The organism is Leclercia tamurae, assembly GCF_025566055.1.
Taxonomy (GTDB): Bacteria; Pseudomonadota; Gammaproteobacteria; order Enterobacterales; family Enterobacteriaceae; genus Enterobacter; species Enterobacter tamurae.
Map to the genome: position 1 here is coordinate 74,236 of NZ_JAMHKS010000074.1, position 19,887 is coordinate 94,122.

Below are 19,887 nucleotides of genomic sequence, written 5' to 3' on the forward strand. Positions count from 1 at the left end.
TCATCTTTTGGCCTAAATGGTCGTATAGCTACAAATGATTTATTAAAATCCTTGTCTTTATATCCTTATTACCCATTGCATCATGTAGTAAGTAGATCGCTTGAGAGGAACATACCAACAAGAATTAGAAGAAATTTAATTAAACACATAGTAAATATCCTGCGGCCTTTAAACCCCATAACTTTAATACTAAATGGAGAATATAAGCCTAGGAAATTCCCGATATTACGCGTCACGGTTCAACGACAGGAAATTGTAAAAATCAATATTGATGATATGACTTAAGAGGAAAGCCATGAAATTAAAGTCCACATAAGTAATAGATATAAAATTAAGATATAAGTGCTATGCCTAGAGTTTATAATAATATTTTCAGCTAATAAAATAGCTCCATTACGAAACTGAAATCTTATTTTACTCCTTCCAACATGGGTCAATATTTATTTTAACCAATTACAGATATGGCTACACTACGACTTATCACATATAAATTAATGAATTTAAAATGGTGTGTATTTATTTAACACACACCATTTTATCACTTCTTAATTATTTCAGACAATGTTTCGAATAGTTCTCTGAATGCTGAAAAATCCATGCCTTTAAATGTATCACATTGATTTAGAACTGCGTTTGCGAAGTCATTTTTTGACATAGCTAAAGATCTTCCGGAGATATCTATCACTTCAGAATCGACTATATTGTCGTTTTTTATATTATTTTTACCTTTTATTTTATTATGGTTTTGAACTCCTACCCGAATGTCTTTAATTAATCTCCCATTATCATTGAACTGACTAGAAACATAAAGTCGGCGGCCATCTTCATTTTCCTTAAACAAGTCATTATCTTTATACATGAATTCAATGCATATACCATCATGATAACTTCTGTGTTCAGGTTGGGGTATGGTCATAGCATACACGTTGTTACCTAATTCATTAATTTTATTATTACTATATTTTCTACCATTTCCCTCATCTCGATCAAAAATACCTATGATTTTTTTAGTATTTGAAACTTGAGCTACATTTGTTAAAAAATTATGAAGTTTATCATCTGAAAACGACGCATCTTCATATTCATGGAAAGAAAAGTCTAGTTCTTTAAACTCACCTTTATCTTGGTAGTGCAATAAAGCTGCCTTTAAGTGTTTCCAATCGGTTTTCCCTTCAGTTATAACCAATGTTCTTGTGGATTTATAAATCTCATTTTCTAGGATAGTAAGATTTTCTTTGATATCCTCAAATCTTTCGATGAAAATGGAATATGCTGTTTGTAATTCCTCAAAATCAGATTCCTCAATAATCTCACCACCTGGAGTACTGATAACCTGATAATTTAAATTGAAGATATCTTTCATTCCAAGCAGGAAAAATGGTGAGTGACTTGTAATGATAAATTGAACTTTAGGAAAAAGACTTAGAAGCTCAGGAACAGCCTTTTTAGCGTATTCAATATGAAGATTCAGGTCTATTTCATCAATTATTACGAGGCCTGTAATTTCGGTGAGATTGAGTTTTTCGGCACCTGATACGGCATCGAAATTTTTTATTATTGAACAAAATAGCGCAACAAGCATGGCCTCGCCGGATGACATATGAGAAAAGGTGGGGGAGATCATTACATCATTATCAGAACCTTTCTCTCGTATAATAACAGATATTTTCCTCCCTGACTCTTTATTGCTAATACCGAATCTAGCCGATTCTAAATTAGGTATTTTCGATTTTAATATAGTTGTAAGAACTTTATTTATTAAAAATTGTATTTGAGTGTTCTTCCCTTTATTTGCCCCAATTAAACTTCCGTTAATTGGTTGAAAAACCCCTCCCAATAATATATAAGGTTGCGCAGGAATGATCTGCTTCTCATACAACTCTGCATCTAATATGACATCCAAAATCCAAGATTCTATGGAGTTAATAACATTAGTTTTGATGAAGTTGTCAGTATTTTTACCCACGTATGATTCTATAGTTTCAATTCGAGGGTCTGTTCGTTCGACTAGCCATGCAGGATTGTAATATCTATTTACTGGGAAGTATAGTATGGCATTTTTTGAAAAAACCCCTTTAGCTTCGCCTTCAATCGATTTTGAGAATCCATTATCCGTGAAATCATGTTGGAAATTGATATTATAATGTTGAAGTAACTTTTGGGTTTCACTAGGAGTATAACTTGTTATATCGTTATAAACTAATCGCTTAGCATCATTGAGGACATAACTTATTCTTACGAAACTAAACAACTGACCTTCTCTTATATAATCTTTTTTCCCAGCTTTATAATAAGAGTTATCTTTTGCCTCAGTGATGGAGTGAAATTCAGAACGTTTAATTTGAATAAGTGAGTCAACTATACTGGAAGTGAGTAGTGTTTTTCCCGAACCATTTTTACCAACAAGAACTACAGGCTTCGGGGTACCGTCATCATTAAATGGGAATTCAATATTTAGTTTTGGAATGGCACCATAATTATCTATTTGAATATTTTTTAGATACATAAAAACCTCCTTTTACAATACTTAACTTTAAGTAATGTGAGACATTGATGGGGCATGAAAAATAGTTAATGAATTGATTTAGTATAATGCGCACAATTTCCCCCTCGCCATTCAGGTCTGATCTTTGGGATGCTTTTGAAGCACCTACAAGCCCCTTTAATCCCGTGACAGGCGACGCGGATGGGAGATAATGTGAAAATTTTTATGCAAATCATATCCACATTCATTAAAACAGCAGATTATATCAGTTTCCGCGTTTGGCACAAATCGGACACCCAAAAAAGCATTAGCCAGCTACCCCCACATATCAAACCCAGACTTCTGAAAATCCCGATACACTTCCGGATTTGTAAACGCCGGAAACTTCGCTTTTTGGGCTGCCAACTTCACCGCCTCACAATACTCTTTGTTACCCTTGCTGGTTGATACCTTCAATGCCGTACCATCCTGCGCAAATTCCATATGCAACAGGCATTTTTTGCCCTTCCAGCGTTGCGGCTCAGCAATTTTATCTTCTATCGCCGCCTTAATACCCCGCGCCTGCGCGCCCCATTTATCCTGATCGTCCCAGCGGCCAGAACCGCAGTTACCCATTGCGGTAGTTTTATGACATCCAGCAGGATGTAACGGCGCACAACCTGCCGCCAGGCTGACCACAACGGCAAGCATAAACATCTTCCCTACTCTTTCATGCAATCTCACGCCTTAAACTCCTGTGCTCATATACCCGTCAAAATGAATTTCGGTTTACCACTTCACGAAAATCAGAACTAATAAAAAACACAGGCATAGGTCCGGTAAGGCGTAAGCCGCCACCGGGCAATTCCAGAGAGGTACATGCAGTCAGCAACCTGGTTTAAACATTGTGCTCGCTTCTGCCGGGCGGCGGCTGACGCCTTGCACGGCCTACAAACCCACGATATCAACAGATGACGCATTTTTCGTAGGCCCGGTAAGGCGCTAGCCGCCACCGGGCATTTCCAGAGAGGTACCTTCGTGATTACGCGCTACAACTCCCCAAACACCAGCACCCCATCCCGGTCTAGCAGACTTTCATACACCCTCTCAACAGCAGCTTTAATCGCCTCCGTCATCGGATAATAAAACCCCACAATATCCGGCTGAATACCGAGGAAGATCACCTCCCCCACATCCCCCTTTAGTTGATCCACCAGATAATTAAGCGGCATATTGTGCGTCGTCATCATAAACATCTCGGCGATATCGTCCGGATCGATGCGGCGGATTTCGCCCGGGTTTAATCCCATATCCGTCGCATCGACAATCAGCAGGCGCGCCGGGCGCAGCTCGCGGATCGCGACCACGTCGTTTTCCGGGGCGCTGCCGCCGTCGAACACCACCCAGTCGCCGCGCGGTGTCTCGCGGCACATCTCGGCCAGCAGCGGACCGGCACCGTCGTCGCCCATCATGCTGTTGCCGACGCAGAGTAAAACATCAGTCACGTTGCCTCCGAACCATCAGATAGATGGCGTTTTCCTGGTGAATGGCGTGGAGCATGCCGAGCATCGCCCGGCTCCACGTCTGCTGCTGCGCCGTCTGACGCGCCATCGCGGCATCAAAGGCGCTGGCCAGCATCACAATATGATTAGCGTCGATCACAATCTCCCCGTAGCGCGGCACGCCCTCCATTTTGCGCCGCGCCTCGCTCCCCGTTTCCAGGGTGGCGATCCACGCCAGGTACGCCTCCCACGGACAGGTCAGCGCCGCCTCCAGGCAGTCGATGACCCCCAGATGGTGGCCGATGGCCAGCCCGTAGTAGATCACCTGCTGGGCGTCGTCGGGAGTGTTGTCATTTTCATCAATGAACTTGCGGCTGAGCTGGCTGAAGACCACGGTTTCGCTCATCAGATACGCTCCTGCCCGACCACCTGGATGAGGTTGCCGACGATCTCGTTCAGACGCGGATCGTTCTCCCGGGCCAGCCAGGCCGCCACGCTTTTATCCCCTTCCAGCAGATGGCGCATAAAGTCGTCGGCGATCTGGCGACCGTAGCGGTAGCCCGCCAGACGGCGCGCGGCGCGGTCGATGCGCACCCGCAGGGGCTGAACCATCTCCGGATGCAGCAGTTCAGCGGGCTGGTTGTCCAGCGCCCCCGGCTCGCGGGCGTGGATCTTCTGCTCCAGCAGCCCCAGCGCCATGGCAAAACCGTACAGAGTGGCGGCAGGCGACGGCGGGCAGCCGGGGATGTAGACATCCACCGGGACGATTTTATCGGTGCCGCCCCAGACGCAGTACAGGTCGTGGAAGATGCCGCCGGAGTTGCTGCAGGCCCCGTAAGAGATACAGATTTTTGGATCGGGTGCCGATTCCCACGCGCGCAGCGCCGGGGAGCGCATCGCACGGGTGACTGCCCCGGTAAACAGCAGAATGTCGGCGTGGCGCGGGGATGGCACCACCTTGATGCCGAAGCGCTCGGTGTCGAATATCGGCGACAGGGTGGCGAAGATCTCAATCTCGCAGCCGTTGCAGCCGCCGCAGTCGACGCGGTAGACGTAGGCGGAGCGCTTAATTTTTTTCAGCAGCGAGGCCTTCATGCTGGCGATGGACTCATCCACCGTCACCGGCACCGGGATCCCCTGTTCGTTACGTGGCCCTAACAGTTCGCTCATTGTGTCGCGTCCTTCATCTCGCGGGTCAGATGGATTTTGTCCGAAGGGGTCAGCCCCTGCAGGCGCTTGCAGTCCGGGCAGGTCTCAAAACTCTCCCGGTGACGTTCCGCGCGTTTGTCGCCGTTGTGGCGCAGCAGTTCGATGACGTAGTCGATCTCTTTCTGCACCGCGTACGGGCGCTCGCACACCCGGCAGTGGCAGATGTCGAAGCGCGACTGCTGGAGGAAATCGGCCTTGCTCCACACCGCCAGCTCGTACTCCTGGGAGAGTTTGATGGCGGTGGTCGGGCAGACCTCCTCACAGCGTCCGCAGAAGATGCAGCGCCCCAGATTGAACTGCCAGAACAGCTCCCCGTTCTTTAAATCGGTCTCCACCGTCAGGGCATTCGACGGGCAGGCGTTCACGCACGCCGCGCAGCCGATACACTGCTTAGGGTCGTGCTCCGGCTTGCCGCGCATATTTTTGTCGACCGCAATCGGTTCCAGCGGGTAGGACGCCGTCACCGTGCCGGTTTTGATGACTTTTTTGATAAAGGTAAACATGGGTGCTCCGGGTTATTTCAACGGCGAGTTCTTGCGTTCAATGCTGTAGCGTTCCAGCTCTTTGTACGGCACCACCTTGCTTTTTTTCTTGCGCACGTCCACCACCGTCATGCGGTCGGTGCAGGAGTAGCAAGGGTCGAGGCTGCCGATAATCAGCGGCGCGTCGGAGACAGTGTTCCCGCGCAGCATGTAGCGCAGCGTCGGCCAGTTGGCGTAGGTGGCCGCCCGGCAGCGCCAGCGCCACAGCTTCTGGTTGTCGCCGGTCATGCTCCAGTGGATATCATCCCCGCGCGGCGCTTCGCTGAAGCCCAGCGCAAAGCGGTTCGGGATGTAGGTAAAGCCCTCCACCATCAGCTCGCCGCCCGGCAGGTTGTCGAGGCCAAAATCGATCATGTTCAGGGCGGTGTAGACCTCGTTGATGCGCACTTTCAGGCGGGAAATCACGTCGCAGCCCTGCTCGGTGTGGACCTCCATCGGCAGCAGGCCGTAGCCGACAAACGGGTGATCGGCGCGGGTGTCGCGGGCGTGGCCGCTGGCGCGCACCATCGGGCCGACGTTGCTGAAATCGCGGGCGATCTGCGGGTCGAGACGACCCACGCCCACGGTGCGCTGCTCGATATTCGGCGTGCTCAGGAGGATATCCACCAGGTCCTGCACCTCGCGGCGCATCTGCTGGGCCAGCAGACGGGTGGCGATCATGTCCTCTTTCAGCAGGTCGCGACGGATGCCGCCGATCAGGTTCAGGCCGTAGGTTTTACGCGCCCCGGTGAGGATCTCCGCCATTTTCATGGAGGTTTCACGCACGCGGAAGAACTGCATAAAGCCGGAGTCGAAGCCGACGAAGTGGCAGGCCAGGCCGAGGTTCAGCAGGTGCGAGTGCAGACGCTCCACCTCCAGCAGGATGGCGCGGATCATCTGGGCGCGTTCCGGGACCACGATCCCCATCGCGTTCTCCACCGAGGTGGTGTAGGCCGTGCTGTGGGCAAAGCCGCAGATGCCGCAGACGCGATCCGACAGGAAGGTCACTTCGTTGTAGCCCATGCGGGTTTCGGCCAGCTTCTCCATGCCGCGATGGACGTAGAACAGGCGGTAGTCGGCGTCGATGATGTTCTCGCCGTCCACGAACAGGCGGAAGTGGCCCGGCTCATCGGAGGTGACGTGCAGGGGGCCAATCGGCACCACGTTGTTTTTCTTGTCGCCGAGTTCGTTGATGAACGCGTAGGTCTCTTTGTCGGTGGTCGGGGCCGGGCGCTGACGATAATCCATGCTGTCTTTACGCAGCGGATAGAGTTCGTCCGGCCAGTCATCCGGCAGCACCAGACGACGCTCGTCCGGCAGGCCAACCGGCACCAGGCCATACATGTCGCGCACTTCGCGCTCGCCCCACACCGCCGCGGGCACGCGCGGGGTGACGGACGGGAACTCCGGCTTGTCGGCGTCCACTTCCACGCGCACGGTGAGCCAGCAGCGGGTGCCCTGCTCCATCGACAGCACGTAGTAGACGGCGTAGCTGCCGCAGAGCTGGCGTTCATCGTTGCCAAAGAGCACCGACAGCCAGCCGCCCTGTTTGTAGTACAGGAACTCGACCACTTCCGGCAGGTAGTTAATTTTCACCGTCACGGTGATTTGATCTTTAGTCTGCCAGGCTTCATCCAGCACCACGCCAGGGAAGGCCTGATGCAGTGCGGCGAGATAGTGTTGACCAACTTTTTCTTCAGACATGGTTATTCTCTACAGTCACGCCGCCAGCAAGGAGACGAAAGCTAAAAATGCCAGACCGAAACCGGTCCAGGTAATCCGTGAGGTGGCGTTAAAGCGCAGACGCGCCATGCTGTTCTCAAACAGGGCTATCACCAGCACACCCACCACCAGCTTGACCACCGCAATGACCAGCGCCAGCAGCAGGCCGCCTGCGGAGAACTGCGTCATCTGTCCCCAGGGGATAAACACCCCGACGAACATCTGCAGCACCACCAGCTGTTTCAGGCTGATGCCCCACTTGAGGAGCGCAAAGCCCGCCCCGCTGTATTCCGACAGCGGGCCTTCCTGCAGCTCCTGCTCGGCTTCGGCGAGGTCAAACGGCAGCTTACCCATCTCAATAAAGGTGGCGAAGGCACAGGCGCAAAGCGCCAGAATCAGCGTCACGGAGTGCGCCGCCGGCCAGTGGTAGATGGTTGCGGTCACGGCGCTGATGTGGGTGGTGCCTGCCACCTGAGCGGCAACCCACAGACCGAGCAGCAGGATCGGCTCCACCAGCACGCCGAGCATCGCTTCACGACTGGCGCCAATCCCGGTGAACGGGCTGCCGGTATCGAGCCCGGCGATGGCGAAGAAGAAGCGGGCGATGGCGAAGAGGTAGATCAGGGTGATCAGATCCCCCAGCGCAGGCATCGGTGAAGCGATAGTGATCACCGGCAGCGCGGTGGCAATGGCGAACATCACCGCCACCATCACAAAGGGCATCAGACGGAAGACCCAGCCGGACGCCGCCGGGGCCACGCTCTGGCGGCCCAGGAGTTTGATCAGATCCCGGTACTCCTGGAAGATATCCGGCCCGCGACGGGTATGCAGACGGGCACGCGCCACGCGGGTAATGCCCGCCAGCAGCGGCGCAGCGGCAAACAGCACCAGCGCCTGTATCAGTGCATAAATGAGGGTCATGCTCAGGCTCCTCGGGAGATAACAACAACCACCAGCACCGCCAGCTCAATCAGGGCGATACGGTGGAACAATACGGCGGTGCCGTCGCACTGCCAGCCGGGGATCAGGCGCACCGGGTTAAGCCACTTGCGCAGCTTCAGCACCGGGGCAAAGGACTCTTTCACCGGCATCGCAAAGCCGTGGGCGGTGATGACCATTGAGGCCTCGTGATCGTAGCCGCAGACCCAGGCAAAGCCGCGGGAGCGGTTCGGCAGGCGGTCGCCCTTGAACAGCACCAGCAGGATAAACGGCAGCAGCAGACCGGCGAGCAGCAGCAGGGTCATTATCGGTTGCGAGACGGTAGACATCTCCCCGCCGCTGACCGGGAACAGGCCGCTGATAATCGGCAGGAACCACGGGGCCGCCACGCCGCCCGCCACGCAGAGCAACGCCGCCAGCACGGTGCTGAAGGTCATCAGCCCCGGGGCGCAGCAGGCGTTTTCCGCCTCCTTGGTGCGCGGAGCGCCGAGGAAGGTGACGCCATAGACTTTCGCCATACACATCACCGCCAGCGCGCCGGTGATCGCCAGGCCGGTTGCCAGCAGCGGCCCCAGCAGGCGGGCGACAAACGCATCGTGGGTGCCGAGGTTAAAGAAGGACTGGTAGATCACCCACTCTCCGGCAAAGCCGTTCAGCGGTGGCAGGGCCGCCATCGCCATCAGCCCCACCAGCATCGCCAGCGAGATCAGCGGCATTTTTTTGCCGATACCGCCGAGCTTCTCGATGTCGCGATGGCCGGTGCGATACCACACCGCGCCCGCGCCGAGGAACAGCGTGGTTTTAAACAGCCCGTGGCTGACCAGGTGATAGAGGCCACCGGTAAAGCCAAGCGCAATCAGCAGGTTGCTGTGCAGCGCAATACCGGTGACGCCCGCCCCGAGGCCGAGCAGGATAATGCCGATGTTTTCCAGGGTGTGGTAGGCCAGCAGGCGCTGGATGTTGTGCTCCATCAGGGCGTACAGGCCGCCGATAAAGGCGGTGAGCATCCCCATCACCAGCAGCAGCACCCCGAGCCACAGCGGCGGTAGCGCCCCGCTCAGGGCCACGGTGAGCATGCCGTACAGACCGACCTTCATCACCACCGTGGAGAACAGCGCGGCAGCCGGAGCGCTGGCGTTAGCATGGGCCTGCGGGGCCCAGCCGTGCAGCGGGATCACCCCGGCCAGCAGGCCAAAGCCCGCCAGCCCCGGCAGCCAGATGCTGGCCCCCGGTGCCTGGGCGGTAGCCAGGGCACTCATCGCCCCGAAGTTCAGGGTGCCGTAGTAGCTCCACGCCTGCCAGCAGGCGATGGCCAGCAGGAGGGTCCCCAGACGGCCCAGCACAAACCACAGCTTGCCGGACTGGGCGCAACCGGTGAGAAACGCGGCGCAGAGAGCCATCACTTCAGCCATCACCACCAGCCAGCCGAGGTTATCGACCATGATGGCAGCCACGGCGGCGGCCATCAGCAGGTTGGTCAGCAGGCCGTTGGCTTTCGCCTGCGGGTGGCGGTGCCAGGCAATGGTATACAGGCTGATCAGGCACATCGGCAGGCCGATGGCGATCAGCCATATCGCCCGGATGCCGCTCATCTGCATGCCGAGGTGCAGCCAGCGCATCTCTGCATACAGGGACCCGGCCTGCGGGGAGAGCAGTGCCATCGCCCCGGCCCCCACCGCCATGGCGCTGGCAATCGCCCCGCCGATCCCGGCGATGGCGCCGCTGACTGAGCGGTTAGCGCAAAAAATGAGGGCCAGCACCGCGCTGATGACATACCACGCCAGCGCCTGGTTAATTAAGGATAAGGCGTTCATCAAAGCTCTCCTTGTTGCGACTGGAACAGCGACAGATCGCCCAGATCCGTATGCAGGGTGAGTTCGCGTTTGCGTTTGCTGGCGAGCGCGATGTCCTGGTTATCAATCAGACGCAGGGATTTGGTCGGGCAGGTACGCACGCACGCCGGACCGTCCGGGTCGAAGTAGCAGAGGTCGCACTTCACACCGATGGCGCGCACGCCGGGCACCCAGTCAAGGAACGGGCTGACGCTGGCGGGAGCCGGAGGAGCCATCGGTGCCTTGCTGGTATTACAGTTGGCAGGAATGGCCCGCGGGCGGCTGCCGGTAAACTCAACGGCGCCAAATGGGCAGGCAATACCGCACAGCTTGCAGCTGACGCACAGGCTTTCATTGAGCTGGATAGCGCCGTCGATGCGGGTGATGGCATTGACCGGGCACACCTGGGCGCAGGGGGCATCTTCACAGTGATGGCAAAGCTGCGGCGCGGAGTCGGTGTTGTTGCGCATCACTTTCAGTCGCGGCTGGCTTTGCAGGCCATGCTGGCGATGGTTTTCTGAGCAGGCCGCTTCACAGGTGTGGCACCCGATACACAGCGTGGGATCAGCAATTACAAAACGATTCACCTGGAGTCCTCTGGTGATAGTCATTTTTGACGAAAAATGGCGGAAGTGTCATTTTCGACACCTGACGACATCGAATTCAGACCGCAGCGTGGTGCTGCGCGAGTGTCGCCAGGGTCAGCGATTCGCCGCGTTCGGTGGCTTCATACAGCGCGGTATACACGCCGTTGATTTTGTCGAGGAAATGGTTGAACACCGCCTCGCGCTGGTCGATGTGTATAGTGCCGTCCAGCATCCCGTCGTCGCTCAGCCGGGCACGACCAATCAGCACGCTCTGCTGGTCGTCGCGCGCTTCGATGGTGTAATTGAAGATATGCCCGTTGAACGCCTGCTCAGGCGTCACGCGGATCAGGAAGTGGTCAAACAGCCAGAAACCCAGCCCATTGTCGTTATTGCAGCCCACGCTCAGGTGCAGACTGGCTCTGGAGAGGGTGATGGCCTGAACCAGTGAATTGCCGTAGTGATTCCAGTGGGAGCGGAGCACACGCTGGTGCCCGGCAATAAAATTGGCTTTTTCGCTCAATTCGGTAAGTGTCATGGTGAAGTACCTGATGCGTCATATGTAAAGAGTTCGCTTCACTAAGCACGATCCATGCCATTTTTTAACTACCTGAATTTAATGATAAATATTTTTTAAAGTCTGGCCGATCACAAAAAATGACATGTCATTTCGTCATCTTTGTCAGGGCTCATGCTTTCCCCGCCCTGTCTCCTCTCTAAAAGCTGGCATCAATATTGCTTTACCCCCATGACTTCAACGGGAATAGCACAATGCACGAAATCACCCTCTGCCAGCAGGCGCTGGAATTGATCGAACAACAGGCCCATCAGCACCACGCGAAGCGGGTGACGGATGTCTGGCTGCGCGTCGGCGCCTTTTCCTGCGTCGAAAGCAGCGCGCTGGAATTTTGCTTTGAGCTGGTGTGCCGCGGCACCCTGGCTGAAGGCTGCGGGCTGCATCTCGAAGAGCAGCAGGCGGAATGCTGGTGTCAGGACTGTCAGGCTTATGTCCAGCTGCTTACCCATCGCGTACGACGCTGCCCCGACTGTGGCGGCGCAAGTCTGAATATCGTCGCCGACGACGGACTGCATATCACGCGTCTGGAAATTGAACAGGAGTAAATCATGTGTACCACCTGCGGTTGCGCCCAGGGCAACCTCTATATAGAAGGTGATGAGCGGAATGCCCATTCCGCTTTTCGCAGCGCCCCCTTCTCTCCGGCACCACGCCAGGCATTTAACGTCACGCGGATTGCTGGCGGGGATTTTGCCCCTTCAGAACAGCAGCCGGGCCAGCTTGATTACGGCCAGGGCGCCGCAGGCACGCACGCGCCGGGCCTGAGCCAGCGCAAGATGGTCGAGATTGAGATCGACGTGCTGAGCAAAAATAATCAGCTCGCTAAGCAGAACCGCCAGCGGTTCAGCGCCCGGCAGCAGCTGGCGCTGAACCTGGTCTCCAGCCCCGGCTCCGGTAAAACCACCCTGCTGACCGAGACCTTAAAGCGCTTACAGCAGCGCGTGCCCTGCGCGGTGATCGAAGGCGATCAGCAGACCGTCAATGACGCCGAGCGGATCCGCGCTACCGGCACCCCGGCGATCCAGGTCAATACCGGTAAAGGCTGTCATCTGGATGCGCAGATGATCTTTGATGCCATGCAGCGTCTGCCCCTGGACGAGGGCGGGATTATGTTTATCGAAAACGTCGGCAACCTGGTCTGCCCGGCGAGCTTCGATCTCGGGGAGCGTCATAAGGTGGCGGTGCTCTCCGTCACCGAGGGCGAGGACAAGCCGCTGAAGTACCCGCACATGTTCGCCGCCGCCTCCATCATGCTGCTCAACAAGGTCGATCTGCTGCCGTACCTCAACTTTGACGTTGAGAAATGCCTCGCCGCCGCCCGGGAAGTGAATCCGGATATTGCGATCCTGCTGGTTTCCGCCACGCGCGGGGACGGGATGGATGCCTGGCTTGACTGGCTGGAGGCGCAGCGATGTGCATAGGCGTACCCGGAAAAATCAGCGCCATCGTGGACGGTATGCAGGCCAAAGTTGAGGTCTGCGGCGTGCTGCGCGATGTGGATCTGACCCTGGTGGGTGCTCACGACGAAAACGGCACCAGCCGTCTCGGCCAGTGGGTGTTGGTCCACGTCGGCTTCGCCATGAGCGTGATTAATGAAGAGGAGGCGCTGGATACCCTCGCCGCCCTGCAGAATATGTTCGACGTCGAGCCGGATGTCGGCCCGCTGCTGTTTGGCGAGGAGTCCCGCTGATGCGCTTTGTTGATGAATACCGCGACCCGCAGAAGGTGATGCGCCTGATTGAGACGCTGAAAACCCGCGCCGAAGCCTTGCCTTATACCCCCCAGCGTCCGCTGCGGATCATGGAGGTGTGCGGCGGACATACCCACGCCATCTTTAAGTTCGGGCTCGATCAACTCCTGCCGGAGAATATTGAGTTTATCCACGGTCCCGGCTGCCCGGTATGCGTCCTGCCGATGGGGCGGATCGACACCTGCATTGAGATCGCCAGCCACCCTGAGGTGATCTTCTGCACCTTCGGGGATGCGATGCGGGTCCCGGGTAAAAACGGCTCCCTGCTGGATGCCCGGATGCGCGGCGCGGACGTGCGGATTATCTACTCCCCCGCCGACGCCCTGAAGCTGGCCCAGCAGAACCCGGACCGCAAAGTGGTCTTCTTTGGTCTGGGGTTTGAAACCACCATGCCCGCCACCGCCCTGACCCTGCGCCAGGCGAAGGCCGCTAAGGTGGAGAACTTCTTCTTTTTCTGTCAACACATTACCCTGATCCCGGTGCTGAAAAGCCTGCTGGAACAGCCGGAGAACGGCATCGACGCCTTCCTGGCGCCCGGGCACGTCAGCATGGTGATTGGCACCCACGCCTACGATTTTATCGCCGCTGAACATCAGCGCCCGCTGGCGGTGGCCGGTTTTGAACCGGTGGATCTGCTGCAGGGCGTATTGATGCTGGTGGAGCAGAAAATCGCGGGCGTCAGCCAGGTCGAAAATCAGTATCGCCGCATCGTGCCGGAAGCGGGCAATACCGTGGCGCAGGCCGCGATTGCCGAGGTGTTTGGCATCGAAGGCGACAGCGAATGGCGCGGGCTGGGGGTAATCGAACACTCCGGCGTACATCTCACCGGGGCTTATCGCCAGTTCGACGCCGAACACCATTTCAAGCCTTGCGTGCAAGCTATCTGCGACGATCCTGAGGCACGCTGCGGCGCTGTCCTGACCGGGCGCTGCAAACCGGCCCAGTGCCCGCTGTTTGGTAATAAATGCACCCCGCAAAGCGCCTTTGGCGCGCTGATGGTGTCATCCGAAGGGGCGTGTAGCGCCTGGTTTCAGTACCGTTCTCAGGAGTGTGAAAGTTGAAACAGATAACCCTCGCCCACGGGAGCGGCGGCCAGGCCATGCAGCAGCTGATCGGCGAACTTTTTATGCGCGCCTTCGCCAACCCATTGCTGAACGAGCAGGAAGATCAGGCCCGTATTCCCCTGCATGAGCTTACCGCCCAGGGCGACAGGCTGGCCTTTTCCACCGACAGCTACGTGATTGACCCGTTGTTCTTCCCCGGGGGCGATATCGGCAAGCTGGCGATCTGCGGCACCGCCAACGACGTGGCGGTCAGCGGGGCGATCCCGCGCTGGCTCTCCTGCGGCTTTATCCTTGAGGAGGGGCTGGAGATGGCGACGCTGGAACGCATCGTCACCAGCATGGCCGCCGCCGCCTCTGAAGCAGGCATCACCATTGTGACCGGCGATACCAAAGTGGTGCCGCGCGGCGCGGCGGATAAGGTGTTTATTAACACCGCCGGTATCGGTTCGATTCCCGAGGGGGTAAACTGGGGCATGCGCCAGATTACGGTCGGCGATCTGCTGCTGGTCAGCGGTACGCTGGGCGATCACGGTGCGACCATCCTGAACCTGCGCGAAGGCTTAGGCCTGGACGGCGATCTGCAAAGCGACTGCGCCGTCCTGACGCCGCTGATTCAGGCCCTGCGAGGGGAGCCGGGCATCAAAGCCCTGCGCGACGCTACCCGCGGCGGCGTGAATGCCGTCGCCCATGAGTTTGCCGCCAGCAGCGGCTGTGGGATCGAATTACAGGAGAACGCCCTGCCGGTGAAGCCCGCCGTGCGCGGCGCGTGCGAACTGCTGGGCCTGGATCCGCTCAACTTCGCCAACGAAGGCAAGCTGGTGATTGCGGTCGGACGCCATGAAGCGGAGCGCGTGCTAGGCTTACTACGCCAGCATCCTCTGGGCCAGGAGGCGGCCATCATCGGCGAGGTGGTGGAACGCAAAGGTGTCCGGCTCACCGGACTGTACGGCGTGAAGCGAACCCTGAACTTACCGCATGCCGAACCGCTACCGCGTATTTGCTGACCCCGGCAGCACCTATTAGCTTCTCATTTTCTGGATATAACGCATGTCGTATACACCCACGAACGATCCCCTCGATCAAGGATTGTTCGATATTACCCGTACGCTGCTGCAACAGCCCGATCTCTGCGCCCTGGCGCGGTCGTTGACCTGGCATGCCCGGCAGATGAACCTGGCCGATCGCGCCCATATTCTGCTTTGGCAGTCAGAGCAGCGTCGCGTCTGTCTGTACGGTACTGACGAGCAGGATCGGGATATCCGCTATGAAGATGAGCCGCTGCTGGCGAACGGACCTTTCCGCCGCATGCTGTCGCGCCCGGACGTATTGCACTGTCAGGCGGACACCTTTAAAGAGACCTGGCCGGCGCTGGCGGGGCTGGATCTTTATGCCCCCTTTGCCCACTACTGCCTGACCCCGCTGGCGGCCGACGGACGGATCTTCGGCAGCTGCGAGTTTCTGCGCGACGACGATCTGCCCTGGCGCGAGAGCGATCTCTCCCGGCTGCAAACCCTGACCCAGGCGGCCGGTCTGGCGATGGAGCAGATCCTCGCCCGGCAGAATAACAGCGACAGCTATGACGTGCTGTGCCGGGAGCGCAACGACTTTCGCCTGCTGGTCGCCATCACCAACGCGGTGCTGTCGAAACTCGACCTCGATGAGCTGGTGACGGAGGTCTCCCGGGAGATCCAGCGCAACTTCGGCATTGATTCCATCAGCATGGTGTTGCGCAGCGAGCGCAAGGGCAAGCTCCTCGTCTACTCCACCCATTACCTGGATAAAAACGCCCCGCTGTACGATCAGAGCGAGGTGGACGAGAAAGGCACGCTGTCCGAAAAAGTGATGCGTAACAAAAAGATGCTGATGCTTAACCTGCACAGTCGCGATCAGCACGCCCCTTACGAACGGATGCTGTTTGATATGTGGGGCGAACAGGATCAGACCCTGTGCCTGTTCCCGCTAATTTTCCGCGAGCGGATCCTCGGCACCCTGAAGCTGGCCCAGTGCAAAGCCCAGGTGTTTACCGCCTCGAACCTGGAGCTGCTGAACCAGATTGCCGAGCGCATCGCCATTGCGGTGGATAACGCCCTCTCCTACCGCGAAATCAGCCACCTCAAGGAGCGGCTGATCGACGAGAACCTCGCCCTGACCGAGCAGATCAACAACGTCGCCACCGACTTTGGTGAAATCATTGGCCGCAGCTCGCCGATGATGACGGTGATGAAGCAGGTGGAGATGGTCGCCCACAGCAACAGCACCGTGCTGATCCTGGGGGAGACCGGGACCGGTAAAGAGCTGATTGCACGCGCTATTCATAATCTCAGCGGACGCAGCGAGCGGCGGATGGTGAAGATGAACTGCGCGGCGATGCCTGCCGGGCTGCTGGAGAGCGACCTGTTCGGCCACGAGCGCGGGGCGTTTACCGGCGCCAGCGCCCAGCATATCGGCCGTTTTGAGCTGGCGGACAAGAGCACGCTGTTTCTTGATGAAGTGGGCGATATGCCCATTGAGCTGCAACCCAAGCTGCTGCGTGTGCTCCAGGAGCAGGAGTTTGAGCGGCTCGGCAGCAACCGCACCATCCATACCGACGTGCGCCTGATTGCCGCAACTAACCGCGACTTAACGCAAATGGTCGCCGATCGTGAGTTTCGCAGCGACCTTTACTACCGGCTCAACGTGTTCCCGATCTTCCTCCCGCCGCTGCGGGAACGCCCGGAAGATATTCCCCTGCTGGTGAAGTCGTTCACCTTCAAGATCGCCCACCGGCTGGGACGCAATATCGACAGCATCCCGGCGGATACCCTGCGTCAGCTCAGCAAAATGGAGTGGCCGGGCAACGTGCGCGAGCTGGAAAACGTGATTGAGCGCGCGGTGCTCCTGACCCGCGGCAATGTCCTGCAACTGTCGCTCCCGGATATCGATTATCCTCGCTTCGCCAGCACCGCGACGCCGGAGGCGCCAGTCAGTCCGATCCGCGAAGGCGAGGAGGAATATCAACACATTATGCGGGTGCTGAAAGAGACCAATGGCGTGATCGCCGGACCCAAAGGGGCGGCCAAACGGCTGGGACTGAAGCGCACCACGCTCCTGTCGCGCATGAAGCGGCTGGGGATCGATAAGAACGCTATTTTGTAAGGCCCTGCAGGGAAATATCACCCGCATGAGTGGAATATAATGCTCATGTTTTCGGGGTGCTATTTCCCTGCCATATTCGCCCGCATTTTTGTTTTCACTCCGCGAATGTCGTCACAATAAGACATTTCTCAAGAAAAATTCATATCGCGCTCAGCCCTTATCTCATGGGAAATTGCGCCGGTTCGCGCGCGGCAAAAATCATGCCACAAGCCAATCCAGGGTTGTCTCAGATTCTGAGTATGTTAGGGTATGGCCGGTTAATTATATTCACTGGTAATGATATCGACATAAATAAATAACGGGACATTCTTTATTGCATGGCAATTAAATTAGAAGTTAAGAATCTTTATAAAGTATTTGGCGAGAACCCGCAGCGCGCATTCAAATATATTGAAAAAGGCCTTTCAAAAGAACATATTCTGGAAAAAACCGGGCTGTCGCTTGGCGTTAAAGACGCCAGTCTGGCCATTGAAGAAGGCGAGATTTTCGTCATCATGGGGTTATCCGGTTCGGGTAAATCCACTATGGTTCGCCTTCTCAATCGCCTGATTGAACCCACCCGCGGACAGGTGCTGATTGATGGCGTTGATATTGCCAAAATATCGGACGCCGAGCTCCGCGAGGTGCGCAGAAAAAAGATTGCGATGGTGTTTCAGTCGTTCGCCCTGATGCCGCATATGACGGTATTAGACAACACCGCCTTTGGTATGGAATTAGCCGGCGTACCGGCCAATGAGCGCCAGGAAAAAGCGCTGGATGCGCTGCGTCAGGTAGGGCTGGAAAATTACGCCCACGCGTACCCGGATGAACTTTCCGGCGGGATGCGTCAGCGCGTCGGATTAGCCCGCGCATTAGCGATCAATCCCGATATATTATTAATGGATGAGGCCTTCTCGGCACTCGATCCCTTAATTCGTACCGAGATGCAGGATGAGCTGGTAAAACTGCAGTCGCGTCATCAACGTACCATTGTTTTTATTTCCCATGACCTCGATGAAGCCATGCGTATTGGCGACCGGATTGCCATTATGCAAAACGGCGAAGTGGTGCAGGTGGGAACCCCGGATGAAATTCTCATTAATCCGGCGAATGATTATGTGCGTACCTTCTTCCGCGGGGTGGATATTAGTCAGGTGTTCAGCGCCAAAGATATTGCCCGCCGAGCCCCGAACGGCATTATCCGTAAAACGCCAGGTTTCGGCCCGCGCTCGGCGCTTAAGCTGCTGCAGGATGAAGACCGCGAATACGGCTATCTGGTTGAACGCGGGAATAAATTTGTCGGTATTGTCTCCATCGATTCCCTGAAAACCGCCCTTAGCGAAAACCAGAGTATCGATGCGGCGTTAATTGACGCTCCGCTTGCCGTGGACGCGGAAACGCCGCTCAGCGAGTTGCTCTCCCATGTCGGTCAGGCGCCTTGCGCGGTACCGGTAGTCGGAGAGGAACAACAGTACGTCGGCATCATCTCAAAACGCATGTTGCTGCAGGCTTTAGATCGCGAGGGGGCAAACAATGGCTGATCAATCAAACCCGTGGGGTACCACCGAGGCTGCGGACAGCGCGGCACAATCCGCTGACGCGTGGGGCTCTTCCACCGCAGCTCCTGCGCCAACCGATGGCGGCGCGGCAGACTGGCTGACCAGCGCGCCTGCGCCGGCACCCGAGCATTTCAATATTATGGACCCGTTCCATAAGACGCTGATCCCGCTCGACAGCTGGGTCACCGAAGGGATCGACTGGGTAGTCACCCACTTCCGTCCGGTGTTCCAGGGCATTCGCGTGCCGGTAGATTACATCCTGAATGGCTTCCAGCAGATGCTGCTGGGGATGCCTGCTCCGGTGGCGATTGCGCTGTTCGCGCTGATTGCCTGGCAGTTTGGCAGCGCGGGAATGGGCGTGGCGACGCTGATCTCGCTGATCCTGATCGGCGCGATCGGGGCCTGGTCGCAGGCGATGATCACCCTGGCACTGGTGCTGACCGCCCTGCTCTTCTGCGTGGTGATAGGCCTGCCGATGGGGATCTGGCTGGCGCGCAGTCCGCGGGCGGCCAAAATTATCCGCCCGCTATTGGATGCGATGCAGACCACCCCGGCCTTTGTCTACCTGGTACCGATCGTGATGCTGTTCGGTATCGGTAACGTGCCGGGCGTGGTGGTGACCATTATCTTCGCCCTGCCGCCGATTGTGCGTCTGACCATTCTGGGGATCAACCAGGTGCCGGCTGATCTGATCGAAGCCTCGCGCTCGTTTGGTGCCAGCCCGCGCCAGATGCTGTTTAAGGTGCAGCTCCCGCTGGCGATGCCGACCATTATGGCCGGGGTTAACCAGACCCTGATGCTGGCCCTGTCGATGGTGGTGATCGCCTCGATGATCGCCGTGGGCGGTCTGGGCCAGATGGTGCTGCGCGGGATCGGCCGTCTCGATATGGGACTGGCGACCGTAGGCGGCGTCGGGATCGTGATCCTCGCCATTATTCTTGACCGCCTGACCCAGGCTGTCGGTCGTGATTCACGCAGTCGCGGCAACCGTCGCTGGTACAACACCGGCCCTGTCGGGTTAATCACCCGCCCATTCGTAAAATAAGGAAC

Annotated in this window: 19 protein-coding genes; 8 read left to right on the plus strand and 11 right to left on the minus strand. The window is 56.5% G+C overall.

Going from position 1 to position 19,887, the window contains the following annotated elements; translation table 11 throughout:
• Positions 1-538: 538 nt before the first annotated feature.
• The 11 genes from M8318_RS13430 to M8318_RS13480 all read right to left on the minus strand — a co-directional run bounded on the left by M8318_RS13430 (position 539) and on the right by M8318_RS13480 (position 11,311).
• Entirely contained in the window at positions 539-2,506 is a 1,968-nt protein-coding gene (locus M8318_RS13430) for an AAA family ATPase (RefSeq protein ID WP_262663155.1), read from the minus strand.
• 294 nt (positions 2,507-2,800) lie between these two features.
• Positions 2,801-3,175 carry a cell envelope integrity TolA C-terminal domain-containing protein gene (locus M8318_RS13435; protein WP_262663157.1) on the minus strand — a complete coding sequence of 125 codons (375 nt, stop codon included), beginning with the start codon at positions 3,173-3,175 and terminating at the stop codon, positions 2,801-2,803.
• Positions 3,176-3,513: 338 nt separating this feature from the next.
• Positions 3,514-3,969, minus strand: coding sequence for a hydrogenase maturation peptidase HycI (gene hycI, locus M8318_RS13440; RefSeq protein WP_262663158.1), 456 nt, complete (start codon positions 3,967-3,969; stop codon positions 3,514-3,516).
• Entirely contained in the window at positions 3,962-4,372 is a 411-nt protein-coding gene (locus M8318_RS13445; RefSeq protein WP_262663159.1) for a formate hydrogenlyase maturation HycH family protein, read from the minus strand. The genes hycI and M8318_RS13445 overlap by 8 nt, the downstream gene beginning before the upstream one ends.
• Positions 4,372-5,136 carry an NADH-quinone oxidoreductase subunit B family protein gene (gene nuoB, locus M8318_RS13450; RefSeq protein ID WP_262663161.1) on the minus strand — a complete coding sequence of 255 codons (765 nt, stop codon included), beginning with the start codon at positions 5,134-5,136 and terminating at the stop codon, positions 4,372-4,374. Before nuoB ends, M8318_RS13445 begins: the two co-directional genes overlap by 1 nt.
• The gene (locus tag M8318_RS13455; RefSeq protein WP_262663162.1) at positions 5,133-5,678 is read right to left on the minus strand and encodes a formate hydrogenlyase complex iron-sulfur subunit; all 546 of its coding nucleotides are present in this window, start codon (positions 5,676-5,678) and stop codon (positions 5,133-5,135) included. Before M8318_RS13455 ends, nuoB begins: the two co-directional genes overlap by 4 nt.
• A gap of 12 nt (positions 5,679-5,690) precedes the next feature.
• Positions 5,691-7,400: a formate hydrogenlyase subunit HycE gene (gene hycE / locus M8318_RS13460; RefSeq protein ID WP_262663164.1), complete on the minus strand. Its 1,710-nt coding sequence runs from the start codon at positions 7,398-7,400 to the stop codon at positions 5,691-5,693.
• 15 nt (positions 7,401-7,415) lie between these two features.
• On the minus strand, positions 7,416-8,339 hold the full coding sequence (locus M8318_RS13465) for a respiratory chain complex I subunit 1 family protein (RefSeq protein WP_262663166.1): 924 nt from the start codon (positions 8,337-8,339) through the stop codon (positions 7,416-7,418).
• Positions 8,340-8,341: 2 nt separating this feature from the next.
• Entirely contained in the window at positions 8,342-10,171 is a 1,830-nt protein-coding gene (gene hycC / locus M8318_RS13470) for a formate hydrogenlyase subunit 3 (RefSeq protein ID WP_262663168.1), read from the minus strand.
• Positions 10,171-10,776 (minus strand): 4Fe-4S dicluster domain-containing protein, encoded by a 606-nt coding sequence (locus M8318_RS13475; protein ID WP_262663169.1) that lies wholly within the window; start codon positions 10,774-10,776, stop codon positions 10,171-10,173. The genes hycC and M8318_RS13475 overlap by 1 nt, the downstream gene beginning before the upstream one ends.
• 76 nt (positions 10,777-10,852) lie before the next feature.
• Positions 10,853-11,311: a transcriptional regulator gene (locus tag M8318_RS13480; RefSeq protein WP_262663170.1), complete on the minus strand. Its 459-nt coding sequence runs from the start codon at positions 11,309-11,311 to the stop codon at positions 10,853-10,855.
• Positions 11,312-11,544: 233 nt separating this feature from the next.
• On the opposite strand from M8318_RS13480, the gene hypA reads away from it, so the two are divergent.
• The 8 genes from hypA (at position 11,545) to proW (ending at position 19,882) form a co-directional block, all read left to right on the plus strand.
• Positions 11,545-11,895 (plus strand): hydrogenase maturation nickel metallochaperone HypA, encoded by a 351-nt coding sequence (hypA, locus tag M8318_RS13485; protein WP_106994531.1) that lies wholly within the window; start codon positions 11,545-11,547, stop codon positions 11,893-11,895.
• 3 nt (positions 11,896-11,898) lie between these two features.
• Positions 11,899-12,771 carry a hydrogenase nickel incorporation protein HypB gene (hypB, locus tag M8318_RS13490; RefSeq protein ID WP_262663171.1) on the plus strand — a complete coding sequence of 291 codons (873 nt, stop codon included), beginning with the start codon at positions 11,899-11,901 and terminating at the stop codon, positions 12,769-12,771.
• Positions 12,762-13,040 (plus strand): HypC/HybG/HupF family hydrogenase formation chaperone, encoded by a 279-nt coding sequence (locus M8318_RS13495; RefSeq protein WP_106994529.1) that lies wholly within the window; start codon positions 12,762-12,764, stop codon positions 13,038-13,040. The genes hypB and M8318_RS13495 overlap by 10 nt, the downstream gene beginning before the upstream one ends.
• Entirely contained in the window at positions 13,040-14,161 is a 1,122-nt protein-coding gene (hypD, locus tag M8318_RS13500; protein ID WP_262663172.1) for a hydrogenase formation protein HypD, read from the plus strand. The genes M8318_RS13495 and hypD overlap by 1 nt, the downstream gene beginning before the upstream one ends.
• Positions 14,158-15,168: a hydrogenase expression/formation protein HypE gene (gene hypE, locus M8318_RS13505; RefSeq protein ID WP_262663173.1), complete on the plus strand. Its 1,011-nt coding sequence runs from the start codon at positions 14,158-14,160 to the stop codon at positions 15,166-15,168. The genes hypD and hypE overlap by 4 nt, the downstream gene beginning before the upstream one ends.
• A gap of 43 nt (positions 15,169-15,211) precedes the next feature.
• On the plus strand, positions 15,212-17,299 hold the full coding sequence (gene flhA, locus M8318_RS13510; protein ID WP_262663174.1) for a formate hydrogenlyase transcriptional activator FlhA: 2,088 nt from the start codon (positions 15,212-15,214) through the stop codon (positions 17,297-17,299).
• 317 nt (positions 17,300-17,616) lie between these two features.
• Entirely contained in the window at positions 17,617-18,819 is a 1,203-nt protein-coding gene (gene proV / locus M8318_RS13515; protein WP_262663175.1) for a glycine betaine/L-proline ABC transporter ATP-binding protein ProV, read from the plus strand.
• Positions 18,812-19,882: a glycine betaine/L-proline ABC transporter permease ProW gene (proW, locus tag M8318_RS13520; RefSeq protein WP_166183668.1), complete on the plus strand. Its 1,071-nt coding sequence runs from the start codon at positions 18,812-18,814 to the stop codon at positions 19,880-19,882. Before proV ends, proW begins: the two co-directional genes overlap by 8 nt.
• Positions 19,883-19,887 lie beyond the last annotated feature (5 nt).

Bases quoted from the DNA above. Each gene is read 5' to 3' on its own strand.
- M8318_RS13430 (WP_262663155.1), bottom strand. From the start codon at position 2,506: ATGTATCTAAAAAATATTCAAATAGATAATTATGGTGCCATTCCAAAA.
- M8318_RS13435 (WP_262663157.1), bottom strand. From the start codon at position 3,175: ATGCTTGCCGTTGTGGTCAGCCTGGCGGCAGGTTGTGCGCCGTTACAT.
- M8318_RS13445 (WP_262663159.1), bottom strand. From the start codon at position 4,372: ATGAGCGAAACCGTGGTCTTCAGCCAGCTCAGCCGCAAGTTCATTGAT.
- nuoB (WP_262663161.1), bottom strand. From the start codon at position 5,136: ATGAGCGAACTGTTAGGGCCACGTAACGAACAGGGGATCCCGGTGCCG.
- M8318_RS13455 (WP_262663162.1), bottom strand. From the start codon at position 5,678: ATGTTTACCTTTATCAAAAAAGTCATCAAAACCGGCACGGTGACGGCG.
- hycE (WP_262663164.1), bottom strand. From the start codon at position 7,400: ATGTCTGAAGAAAAAGTTGGTCAACACTATCTCGCCGCACTGCATCAG.
- M8318_RS13465 (WP_262663166.1), bottom strand. From the start codon at position 8,339: ATGACCCTCATTTATGCACTGATACAGGCGCTGGTGCTGTTTGCCGCT.
- hycC (WP_262663168.1), bottom strand. From the start codon at position 10,171: ATGAACGCCTTATCCTTAATTAACCAGGCGCTGGCGTGGTATGTCATC.
- M8318_RS13480 (WP_262663170.1), bottom strand. From the start codon at position 11,311: ATGACACTTACCGAATTGAGCGAAAAAGCCAATTTTATTGCCGGGCAC.
- hypA (WP_106994531.1), top strand. From the start codon at position 11,545: ATGCACGAAATCACCCTCTGCCAGCAGGCGCTGGAATTGATCGAACAA.
- hypB (WP_262663171.1), top strand. From the start codon at position 11,899: ATGTGTACCACCTGCGGTTGCGCCCAGGGCAACCTCTATATAGAAGGT.
- M8318_RS13495 (WP_106994529.1), top strand. From the start codon at position 12,762: ATGTGCATAGGCGTACCCGGAAAAATCAGCGCCATCGTGGACGGTATG.
- hypD (WP_262663172.1), top strand. From the start codon at position 13,040: ATGCGCTTTGTTGATGAATACCGCGACCCGCAGAAGGTGATGCGCCTG.
- flhA (WP_262663174.1), top strand. From the start codon at position 15,212: ATGTCGTATACACCCACGAACGATCCCCTCGATCAAGGATTGTTCGAT.
- proV (WP_262663175.1), top strand. From the start codon at position 17,617: ATGGCAATTAAATTAGAAGTTAAGAATCTTTATAAAGTATTTGGCGAG.
- proW (WP_166183668.1), top strand. From the start codon at position 18,812: ATGGCTGATCAATCAAACCCGTGGGGTACCACCGAGGCTGCGGACAGC.